We start from the raw sequence: 14045 nt of genomic DNA, 5'->3' as shown, positions 1-14045 counted from the left end.
TTTCAAATCCAAATAATACAGTGAAGTAAAATTGTTTGTCAACTATAATAGATTTTAAATTTTCTTGTATTCATGAAAGTCAGCTTCTGAAATCTTCCATTATATCTCGGGCCGACAGGACCATCTTCGCCCCTTCCCGGAGCTTTTCGTTTGTGCCGGCCGACTGTGGTGCATGGATGTTTCCCGGAATGCAGTACGTATGCCGATTCTCATTTAAGGCCATATCCAATGTGATCAGACTGCCGCTCGCGAGCTCCGCTTCGGTGACGAGGACGCCTGAGGACAGGCCGGCAATGATCCTGTTCCGTGCAACGAAGCGCCATTTGGCTATCTTCACATCCGGCGGGTACTCACTGATTACGAGCCCCTCCTGTTCCATCCTTTCCCGTGTCCTCCCTGTACTCCGCGGATAATGGAGATCATGCCCGAAAGCAAGCACCCCCACCGTTCCGAGACCGTTCTCCATTGCCGTATTGTGTGCCATGTCATCAGCACCGTAGGCGAGCCCTGAAACAACCACCATGCCCTCAAGATCAGGTACGATTCTCTGGAGTACAATCCGGGTGTATCCAGTCGCTTTTCTGCTGCCGACGATGCCGAGCATCGGTTTTTCGAGCAGATTGACATCCCCGCGGTAGTAGAGGACAAACGGCGGATCATAGATCTCCTTCAATAGGGTTGGATATTCCGCATCATCCAGGGTGATGTGGTCGATCCCCTTCGCTTTGAGCAACCCTGTCAACCTCCCTCTATCCATTCTTCCTGCTCGGGAAACCTTTTCCCGGATTCTGTCCCCCACCCCCATGTGACCATGGCTGGTCAGCATTTTGTATTCATGCGGCGTCACTCCTGCAAAACTCAAACTTAATAGATCCATACGATCCCTCCTGTTCATGTATGATAATTATAGAAGAAATCGGTCAGGGCGCTGTTTACGATCCGATTAAATATAATGGAATAAAATGCAAAAAAACACGGAATCTCGTGTGAGATTCCGTGTTTTCCAACTGGTTCAGTGAACCATGTAACAATTATTTTACAGTGAGGCATTTCTCATAGAGGCCATCTTCTTTTTTGATGCGGGAAATCAATGTTTCACCGATTTCAGATGGCGTGTCTGCAGTTTCAATGCCACATGCGTTCATTGTTTTGATTTTTTCGTCTGCAGTACCCTTGCCGCCGGAGATGATGGCACCTGCGTGGCCCATGCGTTTTCCTGGAGGGGCAGTTACACCGCCGATGAAGCCGACAACAGGTTTGGTCATATTATCCCTGACCCATTCTGCCGCTTCTTCTTCAGCCGTACCACCGATTTCACCGATCATGACAACCGCTTCAGTTTCAGGATCTTCATTGAATGCTTTCAGCGCGTCGATGAAGTCCGTGCCGTTGACAGGGTCGCCGCCGATTCCGACAGCTGTCGTCTGGCCGATTCCGGCTTCAGTCAGCTGATGTACCGCTTCATAAGTCAGTGTGCCTGAACGGCTGACTACACCGACATGGCCTTTTTTATGAATGTAGCCAGGCATGATGCCGATCTTGCATTCATCTGCAGTGATGACGCCTGGGCAGTTCGGGCCGACAAGGCGTGTCTTCTTGCCTTCCAGATAGCGCTTCACTTTGACCATATCAAGTACAGGGATATGCTCGGTGATGCAGATGGCGAGATCCAGTTCCGCATCTGCACATTCCACAATCGCATCTGCAGCAAATGGTGCAGGAACGTAGATGACGGATACGGACGCTCCCGTTTCCTTCTTCGCTTCTTCAACCGTATTGAAGACAGGCACGCCTTCGACTTCCTGGCCGCCTTTGCCTGGTGTCACACCAGCCACGATCTGAGTACCATATTCAAGCATCTGTTTAGTATGGAACAGTGCCGTTGATCCAGTAATACCTTGAACTAGGACTTTTGTATCCTTATCAATAAATACACCCACAGTAGATTCCTCCGTTATTATTTATTTTCGTTGACCGCTTCGATGATCTTCTGGGCACCTTCAGCCATAGTGCTTGCAGGGATGATGTCGAAATCGGATTCCGACAGGATTTCCTTGCCCCTGTCGACATTCGTACCTTCAAGACGCACAACGAGCGGAATTTCGAGACCGACATTCTTGACGGCTTCCACTACACCTTCAGCAATGACATCACACTTCATGATACCGCCGAAAATGTTGACGAAAATCCCTTCAACACCCTCATCTCCAAGGATGATTTTGAATGCTTCGGTTACCTTTTCAGTCGTCGCGCCGCCCCCTACGTCGAGGAAGTTCGCCGGTCTGCCGCCGAAGTGGTTGATCGTATCCATTGTTGCCATCGCCAGACCTGCACCGTTGACCATGCAGCCGATGTTTCCGTCAAGCGCAACATATGAAAGATCATATTTGGATGCCTGGATTTCCTTAGGATCTTCTTCATCCAGGTCACGGAGTTCCACAATATCCTTGTTTCTGAAGAGCGCGTTTGCATCGAAGTTGACCTTCGCATCGAGTGCAAGCACACCGCCCTCGCCTGTAGTTACAAGCGGGTTGATCTCCACGATGGAGCAATCCTTTTCTGTGAATACATTATAAAGGGAAAGCATGAGCTTGGCTGCTTTGCCTACGGATTCCTTCGGGATGTTGATGTTGAACGCCAGTCTTCTCGCCTGGTACGGCATGAGGCCGACTACAGGGTCGATGACTTCCTTGAAAATCTTCTCAGGCGTTTCTGCAGCAACTTCCTCGATTTCCGTACCGCCTTCTTCAGAGCCCATCAATACCACGCGGTCCGTCGCACGGTCGATGACGAAGCCGATGTAGTATTCATTCTGGATGTCGCAGCCTTCTTCGATAAGAAGACGTTTGACTTCCTTGCCTTCCGGCCCGGTCTGATGTGTGACGAGAACTTTGCCGAGAAGTTCCTTGGCGTATTCCCTCACTTCATCAATTGACTTGGCGATCTTGACGCCGCCCGCCTTGCCACGGCCACCGGCGTGGATCTGTGCTTTTACGACATATACATCAGAGTCGAGTGTCTTTGCTGCTTCCACTGCTTCCTCAGGTGTATAGGCCACACTTCCGTTGGGCACAGCTACGCCCATGGAGCGAAAGATTTCTTTCCCTTGATACTCATGGATATTCATGTTCATCCTCCTAAGCTTTTTTAAACCTTACCATTCAATTATAGAAAAGGTATTCATCAAAGTAAACTGCATTAATTAAATTCGTTCTGTAAGAACCATATTTTTCACAGGTCCGAACGTTTCACGGTGGATTTCACACGGACCGGGGGGTCACAGGACTTTCAGGAAAACCACTACCGGTCTCAATAAGAATTATTGAAGGGGCAACCACTCTCCTATTGCCTCATGTGCCTCAGCATCATATATGGGAGCAAAATGGGAAAGATCATCCAACAATACTACTTCAACCTGGTCATGGTCATCAAAAACTGTTTTATATTCGAGTGCTCTAAATGATTCATCTTCGCGACCGGCCAGGACGAGTACATCCCCCTCCATCGAATCAATATCATGATGATAGTCATCCCTAGGATGCATGGACGCCTGCATCCGGTAACTGTACTTCAAAGTCTCAGTGCCATCACGATACTCCTCTGGCATATTGAAGGATATGACATCCCTGTTGTTCATGTGGCTTATGCCAACCTGGTTCAACATCGACAATCCGATCATGCGTGGCATATTGACATTGGCCCATCCATTTTCCCCACTCTTGTCTGTTGGTGCATTATGATGGATATAGGGTGCAATCAGCAGATATTTATCCACGGCTTCGTGAGAGTACTCGCCACCTGCTGTACGTATGACAGTCCCCCCTCCACTTGAATGGCCGCCCAATACGATGGCTTCCCCTGGATGCCTGCCGCGTACCAATTCAATGAAATCATACAGATCATGCTCAATCTGTCCAATATAGTCAATATCCCCCCGCTTGTCTGTGTCTCTGCCATGTCCTCTCAAATCGGGCGTATAGACAGAGGCGATACCTTCTTTTGAAAGATGCTCTGCCAAGGGCTGCAGATAACTGCTGTGGTAACCCGATCCATGCAATAAAATGAGGACACTGTCCGTATCAGCTTCGTAATGACGGTACTGCAGTCGTGTTCCATCACTTGCTTCATATTCATCCAGCCGGGGAAGTGCTTGTCCATCTGTGGCGATATGTTCAAAATCCAAGCTTTTCTGTTCATGGGCGGGCTGTTTTACATTACTGAAAAGTATCATTGCATATGCTGCCCCTAAATAGATGAATACAGAGGTGGCTATAAATATGATTAGAATCCTGAAGGCTTTCTTCATTTGAAATCCCCCTTCGACCTTTCCTTCGATGGCACTATCCTTATGTCACAACAATTCCGTTTGTCCAAGTGATAGGGTGCGTACGGGTTCAAATGTCTTCCGGTGGATTTTACATGGGCCAAGGGCTTCAAGTGCCTTGAGGTGGTCCTTTGTACCATACCCCTTGTGGGCGGCAAAATTATACCCCGGATACTTCGCGTCATATGCCTCCATGCGCATGTCCCGCTCCGTCTTGGCGATGATGCTCGCCGCTGCGATCGAGACGGAGTGCGCATCCCCCTTGATGATTGAAGTTTCGGGGATGCCCGCATCAATCGTCATCGCATCCACAAGGAGGTGTTCGGGCTCTTCGTCGAGGCCTGCCACCGCACGTTCCATGGCAAGCCTGCTTGCCTGATATATATTGATCGCATCAATCTCCTCGACACTTGCGATGCCGATGCCGTAGTCCGCCTCCCGCATGATGATTTCACGGAATGCCAGCCGCTTCTTGAGCGAAAGCTTTTTGGAGTCATCGAGTCCCGGCAACATGAATCCTTCCGGAAGGATGACGGCCGCAGCGACCACTTCTCCGGCGATCGGGCCGCGCCCGGCTTCATCAACGCCGGCGACAAGCCTGACGGTCTGCCGCACTTCATTTTCGTACTGGCTCATGGCTTCGAATTTCTCCCGGAGTGCTGCTTCCTTCTCAAGGCGCCGCCTGTGCCTCTCAAGCAGCTTCACAACCCCTTTGCGTCCGTCCGCGGCATGCGGGGAGGCGGAGAGTGCATCGATATTGGTGCAGGCGGAAAGTTCCGCTTCTATTTCCCGCAGCGTCTTCATGACTCTTCCACCATATCAAAGGTGTACCTTCCGATCTTGCCGTTGCGGATGTCATATATGAGACGGTTCGTGACCGCCTCGTAGTTGATTTCGTTGCCGCCGGCCTTGAGTCCGCGGGATCTGCCGATGGCATCGAACACCTCCACGATGCCATCCTCTGGTGACACATCAATGTTGTAGAAGCGTTTGAACCGCTCAAGGTTATGCTTCATGAGGAATTCCATGCCGTAGATGGCGACCTCGTCCAGAGGGACGACCGTATCCTTGATGGCTCCCGTCAGCGACAGCTTCCTGCCCGTCGTTTCATCTTCGAACTTCGGCCATAGGATTCCCGGGGTGTCGAGCAGTTCCATTTGCGCGCCGGCCTTGATCCACTGCTGTTGCTTCGTCACACCCGGGGTATTCCCCGTCTTCGCCCCCTTCTTCCTGGCGATGTTGTTGATCACCGTCGATTTGCCGACATTCGGTATGCCGATGATCATGGCGCGGATGGCCCGTCTGCCGATGCCCTTCTTCTCCATCCGCTCAAAGATGTCTGCAGTGGCCTTCACTGCAAGCGGCTCGATCTTTTTGATGATCTGGTTGTTCCTGCCATCGAGTGCCACGGGATACTTGCCCTCGCTCTTGAACTTTGACACCCATGCCTCCGTCGCCTTCGGATCGGCCATGTCGACCTTGTTCAATACGACGACCCTCGGCTTGTGCTGGGTGATTTCGTCCATCATCGGGTTGTGGCTCGAATAAGGTATCCGTGCATCGAGTATCTCGATCACGACATCCACCTTCTTCAGATTCTCCTCGACTTCCCTTCTTGCTTTTGCCATATGTCCTGGAAACCAGTTGATGCTCATTGTACAGCGCTCCTATTCATTTATAAGTCTTGCCTGTTTGGGTTCATTACCATATTATATAATACAATCAATCTTTAATAAAATGACAGGGGGTGGGAAAATGATTTCGATTGTTATTCCTGTACTCAACGAAGCGGAGAACATCGCAGGGCTCGGTACTGAAATCGATTCGGTCATGACTGTTCTTGATCGGAAGTATGAAGTCATATTCATCGATGACGGCTCGACGGACGGAACGCTCGAGGAACTGAAGCGCATTGCCGGAAGCACCGTCAGATACATCTCATTCTCCAGGAATTTCGGGAAGGAGGCGGCCATCATCGCCGGCCTTGAAAGTGCCGAGGGGGAGGCTGTGATCATCATGGATGGTGACATGCAGCACCCTCCGTCGCTGATTTCGGAGATGATAGAGCAGTTCGAGGCCGGGTTCGACCAGGTGGTCGCAAAAAGAAATCGTACGGGGGAGCCCCTCTCACGCCGCCTCCCCTCCAAACTCTTCTACCGGCTGATGAACTTTACGAGCACCGTCCGCCTCGTAGATGGCGAGGGGGACTTCAGGCTGATTTCGAGGAAGGTGGTCGATGCCATACTGCTCCTCAGCGAGAACAACCGGTTTTCAAAAGGGATATTCGAATGGGTCGGATTCAACAAGACGGTGATCGAATTTGATCACATCAGCCGTGAATCCGGGCGGTCGACATTCAATCCTCTGAAGCTTCTGGACTATGCCATAGACGGCATCAGTGCATTCAACCACCGCCCGCTCAGGATCTGCTTCTATCTCGGGCTGGGCGTACTCGTGCCATCGATCGCCTATATACTGTACATGTTCGTGAACATCCTCATCAATGGCGTCGAAGTTCCCGGTTATTTCACCATCATCGCAAGCCTGCTGCTGCTCGGCAGCATCCAGCTGTTCTCACTCGGGATGATCGGCGAGTATGTCGGCCGCATCTATGTGGAGACCAAAAACCGTCCAAAGTATATCGTCAGGGAATCATCCGAATCCGAAAAGGAGCAGGGGGGCCATCATGAGACAAAGCAGTATCACCGGTGAATTCGTACGGTTCGTGGCCGTCGGCCTCCTGAATACGGCAAACTATTATGTCGCCTATACCCTCCTCTTCCTGTCGGGTGTCCCCTACCTCATCGCACACCTGGCAGGGTTCATCATCGCATTCATCATTTCCTACTTCCTGAACTGCTATGTGGTCTACCGGGTGCGGCCGACACTATCCAAATTCCTGAAATTTCCCCTGACCCAGGTCATCAATATGGGCATGCAGACGCTGCTGCTGTATATTCTGGTGGACCAGTGGGGATGGAATGAAATAATCGCACCGCTGCCTGTACTGGTCATCACCGTACCAATCACCTACGGCATTACCAGGTGGGTGCTCAAGGACAAGGAAGGATGATACGATGCAGACATTGAAATCAAGAATATATGCATGCCGCCATCTCATGCTCATCGCCTTCCTGGCGGTCCTTTCCCACTTCTATGTATTATGGCGCTTCATCATGCCGGACGACCGGAGGGACAGGGTCTTCATGACCGGCGCCAACGATGGCCTGGAACAGATGCTGCCGATGCAGCTCTACCTGTATGAACAGTTCAGGGAGGGCACATGGTTCTATGATATGGATTTTGGCCTCGGCGGCGATTTCTATACGGATCTCGCCTACTATTATTCGACGAACATCATCTACTACGTTAATATCCTGTTCGTCAGGGCCGGAGAACTGCTTATGGGGTTCGACCCGTCCACCATCGGCTTCTGGGCGCATAATGCGTTCTTCATATCCATTCTGAAGGCATTCCTCATCATCTACTTTACATACCGGTTCCTGGGCAGCATCGGGGTCAGGCCGATTCCGGCGATACTCGGAGGGTTCATCTTCGCCGCCTCGCCGACCTACTTCAGGTTTACGATATTCTGGTCCTTCTTCAGCGACGTATTCATCTGGCTTCCGCTTACACTTTGGGCGCTGGAGCTGCTGATCCAAAAAAGGAAGCCCGGCCTCTTCATATTTGCCGTTGCTGCGACAATGATCAACAACTTCTATTTTGCCTACTACCAGCTGATCATCGCGATCGTCTATCTCGCAATCCGGCTCGTCTTCACCCGGAAAGGAGACCTGCCCCGTATGGAGACGCTGAAATGTGCCATCCCTTCAGCATTGTTCGGAGCGGGCATTTCAGCCGTTGCCTTCTTCCATGCGGTCCGCGGGTTCCTCAACAACGATGCCCGGGAGTATGAAGTCGATGTGCCGCTGTTTGAGGACCTGGGCTGGCAGGACAACATATTCTATGAGAACTATCTCGTCATCATCCTGTTCCTCGCCATCCAGGCCCTGTTCACAAGGCAGCTGTATGGCCGCTATTTCTACAGGCTGTTCGCGATACTGACCATCGTCTTCATGATGTTTACGCTGTCACCCTACATAGACTTGTTCTTCAATGGCTTCCAGCAGCCGCAGAAGCGCTGGCACTACATGCTTGTGTTCTTCCATGCCGTACTCATCGCCCAGTACCTGTCACGCTTCAGGGAAATAGGTGTCCGGCAGTACCTGTTGAGCCTGATACCGGTATATGCCATCATGGCCGCCTCCATCTACCTGAAGGAGGAAATGGTCGTCTGGGTGCCCCTGATTCCAGTGATACACGTGGCGGGACTGGCGCTCCTGCTGATGACGACGAAGCGCCGGATAGCTTCAGTCGTATATAGTGCACTGATCGTCCTCTTCACGCTGATGGTCGGTGCGTCCCATACAAATACGCAGATCTACCACGATGGCATCATCGACCGCAACCATCTGTTCTATATCAACAGCAACCACTATGCGAGCGACCGGCAGGAACACAACATCGAAGAGATCCAGGCACTCAAGGCACCGGAACAGAAAATCGACTATAAGGTGAGGGAACAGGACAATACGCCCATGTACATAGACTTCAGCGGGACGAGCATCTACTCCAGCATCATCGACGGCAATATCATAGACTTCTACTACAATGAACTGAAGGTGAACATCCGGTACGAGTCGATCAGCCGCTATTCGAGCTTCCAGTCGAGGAGCAACCTGTTCTCCCTGTTCAATGTGGACTACATGATGCGGGAGGACGAGGCATACGGCATCCCTTCGAAGTTCAGCCCGATATTGTCGGACGGCACATATACGGTGTATGAAAATGAAGCGCCGCTCCCCTTCATCAGATATGCTTCCGAAGTATATGACCCGGATGACCTCGTGCATCCGCTGCACAGGGAGCATGCGATGCTTCAGGGTGTGGTAACGGATGCGCGCGTACCGACCACAGCACCGGAACCGCCGGAAAACCGTCTGGATGAAGTGGATGTCGAAACGGAGAATGCCGCATATACAAACGGCATACTGGAGGTCGGGGAAGGCGGCGGCGGATTGAACTTCAATTTCGATGCCTTCACCGGCATGCCTGAAGATACTGATGTCTACATTGAAATGCACGCCGAGCTGCTCGAACCCGAAAAGCGGTTCACCATCAATGTCGACGGCTATCCGAATGAAAGGCTGTTCGCCTCGAGCAAATACCGGACATATGCAGATGACCTGCTGTACCGCGTCGAACTAAAGGATGATGTTCCCATCACCTTCCCGGAAGGCAGGTATGCAGTCGACCTGCAGGGTGTCTACATCGAGGACTACGAGGTACTGGAGCAGGAAAGCATGGCACAGGATCCGGAATACACTGTAGAGGCGCATGCGAATTCATACGAGATCGAGCTTTCCGAGCCCCGGGCCGGGATCGCATCCGTGCCGATCATCTATCGTGACGGCATGACGGTCTCGGGGGACGCCTCAGGGGAGCTTGAATCCTTCCGGGCGAACTACCTGATGACAGGCTTTGAGGCCGGGGAAGATGATCGCATCATCACGTTCTCCTACGCACCGCCATACTACTGGCTGACACTTGCCATCAGCATGCTCTCCATTCTGGCAAGCCTCGTCTACCTGGATGCCTTCGGCATCAGGAGGCGCCTTGGCAAAAAATGAAAACAGACAGAAAAAAACGCCTGACAGTCAGACTGTCAGGCGTTCTTGTGGTTCTATCGGATTTCTCTGATACGTGCAGCTTTACCGCGCAGGTTACGCAGGTAGTAGAGTTTCGCACGACGTACACGACCACGGCGTGTCACTTCGATCTTTTCGATTTTAGGCGTGTGTACCGGGAAGGTACGCTCAACACCTACACCGTAAGAGATCTTACGTACTGTAAACGTTTCGGAAATGCCGCCTCCGCGACGTTTGATTACTACACCTTCGAAGACCTGGATACGCTCGCGTGAGCCCTCAACGATACGTACGTGTACACGTACAGTATCTCCGGCCTTGAAGTCCGGCAGATCAGTTTTAAGCTGTTCTTTTGTCAGCTCATTGATTAATTGCTGTGACATGTTATCTTCTCCTTCTTCCAATTATCTTGCCCATCATAGCAGCGGATGATTGTGTATATGTGTCCTTGACACTCGTATAATATTACCATAATACTCCCGTGCTTTCAACGGGTAAAATTAAACCTCACTACTCTTCTTCGAGCAGGTCGGGCCGTCTTTCCCGGGTCCGCTTCATGCTTTCCTCACGGCGCCACTCTTCAATCAGTCGATGATTCCCGTTCAGCAGCACCTCAGGCACTTCCATGCCCCGATATTCCCGGGGTCTCGTATAATGGGGGTGTTCGAGAAGGCCTGTGCTGAAGGAGTCCTCCTGGTGGCTTTCCTCCCGGCTGAGCACACCCGGAATCAGCCGCACGATGGCATCGGTCATCGTCATGCTCGCCAGCTCGCCGCCGGTAAGCACGTAGTCGCCAATCGACACTTCATCCGTCACCAGCGTACGGATGCGTTCATCATATCCCTCGTAATGGCCGCAGATGAAGACGATGTCCTCCTCCCGGCTCAGCTCCTCGGCCATCTTCTGATCGAACGGCCGGCCCTGCGGACACATCAGGATGACCCTGGGATTCTCAAGGTCCATCGCATCCATCGCATTGAAGACGGGCTCCGGCTTCAGCACCATTCCGGCACCCCCACCATACGGATAGTCATCCACCTTGTTGTGCTTGTTCCCGGAATAGTCCCGGAAATTCACGGTATGGTAGTCCACGATGCCCTTCTCCTTCGCACGCCCGAGGATGGATGTGCCGAGCACGCCTTCATACATTTCGGGGAACAGCGTCAAATAATGAATGTTCACTCGAGCAGCCCCTCCATTGGATGGATGATGACATGACCCTGTTCAAGGTCTACATCCTTCACCACATCTTCTATATATGGAATCATGTACTGCTTTTCACCTTTGACCACCCATACATCATTGGCCCCGGTCTCGAATATGTCCTCGATTGTGCCGATCACCTCGAGGCTGTCCTCAAGCTTCACCTCGAGCCCGATGATCTCCCGGTAATGGTATTCCCCTTCATCCAGGGGAATGTCCACTGCATCCACTTCCTGAATGATTTCAGCACCCTTCAGGTGCTCCACTTCATTGATGTTTCCAATCCCTTTGAACTTCAGCAGATGGAAGCTCTTATGGGTGCGGTAGCTTTCGATTGTATAGTCTGTACCGTCCACTTCCACAGTGCTGCCCGGTGAGAACCTTGATTCTGCGAAATCGGAATCACTCATCACTTTGACTTCCCCGCGGACACCATGGAAATTGACAAGACGGCCGATACTGATTTTCATTATATGCCTCCTTACGGTAATGGGATGATACAAAAAAGGCACACCACCCGGTGTGCCTAATCGACATCAACAAACACTTTCTTTGAACTGCCATGATTCGCATTCGACATGATTGTGCGCACCGCCTTGATCATGCGGCCACGCTTGCCGATCACACGGCCGACATCGTCCTCATGGACCCTGATCTTGTAGGAAACGTTGTATTTCGTTTCCTCCACTTCGATCTCAAGCGCCTCGGGATGTTCAAGCATCGGTTCAAGAATTGTTTGAAGCAGTTGTTTCATCCGGGATTATTTCCCGTGCTTTGCATTATGATAACGTTCCATAACACCTTTTTGGCTGAGGATGTTGCGTACTGTGTCACTTGGTTTTGCACCATTCTGCAACCACTCAAGTGCTTTGTCCTCGTCCAGTGTTACGTTGTCATCATTTTTTGTAACCGGGTTGTATGAACCGATCTGTTCGATGATACGACCGTCCCTTGGGCTGCGGGAATCCGCAACGACGATACGGTAGTAAGGTTTCTTATTTGAACCCATGCGTGTCAATCTGAGTTTAACTGCCATGTTATATTAGCTCCTTCCAATTTCTCAATTTCACTTTTACTACTATAACAGAAAGAAAAAACTCTGTAAAGACCTTTTCCTTTACAGAGTTTCTATTTTAGAACGGAAGACCCATATTTCCGAATGGATTCTTCTTCTTGCCCTTCTGGCTGGTCATCTGCTTCATCATCTTCTTCATCTCGTTGAACTGCTTGAGCAGACGGTTGACTTCCTGCAGACTGCGGCCGGAACCTCTCGCAATCCTCTTCTTGCGGCTTGCATTGATGACGGATGGGTTTTCACGCTCCTGCATCGTCATGGATCGGATGATCGCCTGGACATGATCGATCTCCTTGCCGCTCATCTGCATCTTGTCGAGCCCCTTGATCTTGTTGGCGCCGGGCATCATCTTCAGAAGTTCATCCAGTGGGCCGAGATCCTTCACCTGGTCCATCTGGGCCAAGAAATCATCCAGCGTGAAGCTCTGGTCCTTGATCTTCTTCTCAAGTTCCTTCTGATCCGTCTCATCCACATTTGCCTGGGCCTTCTCGATGATGGAGAGCACATCGCCCATGCCGAGTATGCGCTGCGCCATGCGGTCCGGGTGGAATGCCTCCAGTCCATCCATCTTCTCCGACATACCGACGAATTTGATTGGCTTCTCAGTAACCGAACGGATGGAGAGTGCCGCACCACCGCGTGTGTCGCCGTCCAGCTTCGTCAGCGTGACACCCGTAATGTCGAGCAGCTCATTGAATGACTCTGCAACATTTACGGCATCCTGACCGGTCATCGCATCGACGACGAGCATGATTTCATTTGGATCTGCTATCTCCTTGATGTCTTTGAGTTCGTTCATGAGGTTCTCATCGATATGCAGGCGGCCTGCCGTATCGATGATGACCGTATCCAGATGCTCCGCCTTGGCATGTTCCATCGCCTCGGTGACAATCTGCTGCGGTTTGACCTGGTCCCCAAGGGAGAACACCGGTACATCAATCTGCCTGCCGACGGTCTCCAGCTGGTCGATGGCTGCAGGACGATATATATCGCCGGCCACGAGCATCGGCTTCTTGTTGAAATTCTTGCGCAGATGCAGGGCGAGTTTCCCCGCTGTCGTCGTTTTACCTGCACCCTGCAGACCGACCATCATGATGACGGTCGGCGGTTTGTTTGCGAGGGTGATCTTCTGGTTCTCCCCGCCCATCAGTTCGGTCAGTTCTTCCTTGACGATCTTGATGACCTGCTGGCCCGGTGTCAGCGACTGCATGACGTCCGATCCCAGTGCCCGCTCCTTCACCTGGTTGACGAACTGCTTGACGACCTTGAAGTTGACGTCTGCTTCGAGCAGTGCAAGACGGACTTCACGCATCATCACCTTTACATCGGATTCGGTGACTTTCCCCTTGCTTTTTATGCGGTCCATTGTCGCTTGGAGGCGTTCTCCTAAACCTTCAAAAGCCATAATCTTCTCCTCCTAATCGAGCGCTTCAAGCTCATCTAAAATTATTGCGATTTCTTTATCTTCGTTATGGTCGAGCTTCTCCCTCAGGCGTTTCATCAGGGACTGCCTCGACACAAAATTTTTGTACATGCCCAGATTCTCCTCGTAATGCTCCAGGAGATCCTTCGACCGCTTTAAATTATCATAAACGGCCTGCCTTGTCACTTCAAGCTCTTCGGCGATCTCGCTGAAGGCGAAATCCTCGAGATAGTAAAGCTCTATATACTTGCGCTGCTTGTCCGTCAGCAGCGTGTGGTAGAAATCATAGAGGTAGTTCATGCGCATCGTGCG

Annotated in this window: 16 protein-coding genes; 3 read left to right on the top strand and 13 right to left on the bottom strand. The window is 51.4% G+C overall.

What is annotated here, in order from left to right; translation table 11 throughout:
- Nucleotides 1-79: 79 nt before the first annotated feature.
- The 6 genes from dprA to ylqF form a co-directional block, all read right to left on the bottom strand.
- A complete protein-coding gene (gene dprA / locus BO53_RS0112145; RefSeq protein WP_037342213.1) occupies nt 80-877 on the bottom strand; it encodes a DNA-processing protein DprA in 798 nt (265 codons plus the stop codon).
- Nucleotides 878-1031: 154 nt separating this feature from the next.
- Entirely contained in the window at nt 1032-1940 is a 909-nt protein-coding gene (sucD, locus tag BO53_RS0112140) for a succinate--CoA ligase subunit alpha (RefSeq protein ID WP_031548582.1), read from the bottom strand.
- Between the two features lie 17 nt (nt 1941-1957).
- On the bottom strand, nt 1958-3127 hold the full coding sequence (gene sucC, locus BO53_RS0112135) for an ADP-forming succinate--CoA ligase subunit beta (protein ID WP_031548580.1): 1170 nt from the start codon (nt 3125-3127) through the stop codon (nt 1958-1960).
- Between the two features lie 192 nt (nt 3128-3319).
- Nucleotides 3320-4306, bottom strand: a complete 987-nt coding sequence (locus BO53_RS0112130; RefSeq protein ID WP_031548578.1) for an alpha/beta fold hydrolase — start codon at nt 4304-4306, stop codon at nt 3320-3322.
- A gap of 45 nt (nt 4307-4351) precedes the next feature.
- Nucleotides 4352-5128, bottom strand: a complete 777-nt coding sequence (locus tag BO53_RS0112125; RefSeq protein WP_031548576.1) for a ribonuclease HII — start codon at nt 5126-5128, stop codon at nt 4352-4354.
- The gene (ylqF, locus tag BO53_RS0112120; protein WP_031548574.1) at nt 5125-5979 is read right to left on the bottom strand and encodes a ribosome biogenesis GTPase YlqF; all 855 of its coding nucleotides are present in this window, start codon (nt 5977-5979) and stop codon (nt 5125-5127) included. The genes BO53_RS0112125 and ylqF overlap by 4 nt, the downstream gene beginning before the upstream one ends.
- A 100-nt stretch (nt 5980-6079) precedes the next feature.
- On the opposite strand from ylqF, the gene BO53_RS0112115 reads away from it, so the two are divergent.
- From BO53_RS0112115 to BO53_RS0112105, 3 genes are read left to right on the top strand one after another with little or no spacing between them, the layout of a single operon-like run.
- Nucleotides 6080-7036, top strand: a complete 957-nt coding sequence (locus BO53_RS0112115) for a glycosyltransferase family 2 protein (protein WP_156956148.1) — start codon at nt 6080-6082, stop codon at nt 7034-7036.
- The gene (locus BO53_RS0112110; protein ID WP_031548570.1) at nt 7011-7397 is read left to right on the top strand and encodes a GtrA family protein; all 387 of its coding nucleotides are present in this window, start codon (nt 7011-7013) and stop codon (nt 7395-7397) included. The genes BO53_RS0112115 and BO53_RS0112110 overlap by 26 nt, the downstream gene beginning before the upstream one ends.
- Before the next feature lie 4 nt (nt 7398-7401).
- Complete coding sequence (locus BO53_RS0112105; RefSeq protein WP_031548568.1) at nt 7402-10014, top strand: YfhO family protein; 2613 nt, start codon at nt 7402-7404, stop codon at nt 10012-10014.
- A gap of 53 nt (nt 10015-10067) precedes the next feature.
- Here BO53_RS0112105 and rplS read toward each other — a convergent pair whose 3' ends face one another.
- The 7 genes from rplS to BO53_RS0112070 all read right to left on the bottom strand — a co-directional run bounded on the left by rplS (nt 10068) and on the right by BO53_RS0112070 (nt 14039).
- Entirely contained in the window at nt 10068-10415 is a 348-nt protein-coding gene (gene rplS / locus BO53_RS0112100; RefSeq protein WP_031548565.1) for a 50S ribosomal protein L19, read from the bottom strand.
- 127 nt (nt 10416-10542) lie between these two features.
- A complete protein-coding gene (trmD, locus tag BO53_RS0112095) occupies nt 10543-11214 on the bottom strand; it encodes a tRNA (guanosine(37)-N1)-methyltransferase TrmD (protein ID WP_037342211.1) in 672 nt (223 codons plus the stop codon).
- Nucleotides 11211-11705, bottom strand: a complete 495-nt coding sequence (gene rimM / locus BO53_RS0112090; protein WP_031548562.1) for a ribosome maturation factor RimM — start codon at nt 11703-11705, stop codon at nt 11211-11213. The genes trmD and rimM overlap by 4 nt, the downstream gene beginning before the upstream one ends.
- 56 nt (nt 11706-11761) lie before the next feature.
- Nucleotides 11762-11989 (bottom strand): KH domain-containing protein, encoded by a 228-nt coding sequence (locus BO53_RS0112085; protein ID WP_031548560.1) that lies wholly within the window; start codon nt 11987-11989, stop codon nt 11762-11764.
- Between the two features lie 6 nt (nt 11990-11995).
- Nucleotides 11996-12271 (bottom strand): 30S ribosomal protein S16, encoded by a 276-nt coding sequence (gene rpsP, locus BO53_RS0112080; RefSeq protein WP_031548558.1) that lies wholly within the window; start codon nt 12269-12271, stop codon nt 11996-11998.
- Between the two features lie 97 nt (nt 12272-12368).
- A complete protein-coding gene (ffh, locus tag BO53_RS0112075) occupies nt 12369-13715 on the bottom strand; it encodes a signal recognition particle protein (protein WP_031548556.1) in 1347 nt (448 codons plus the stop codon).
- Nucleotides 13716-13727: 12 nt separating this feature from the next.
- Entirely contained in the window at nt 13728-14039 is a 312-nt protein-coding gene (locus BO53_RS0112070) for a putative DNA-binding protein (protein WP_031548554.1), read from the bottom strand.
- Nucleotides 14040-14045: the final 6 nt, after the last annotated feature.

Origin of the sequence: Salinicoccus luteus DSM 17002 (assembly GCF_000712035.1) — a bacterium.
Taxonomy (GTDB): Bacteria; Bacillota; Bacilli; order Staphylococcales; family Salinicoccaceae; genus Salinicoccus; species Salinicoccus luteus.
The sequence above is the reverse complement of the archived record's forward strand: the minus strand, read 5'-3'. Positions and strand labels throughout refer to the sequence as shown.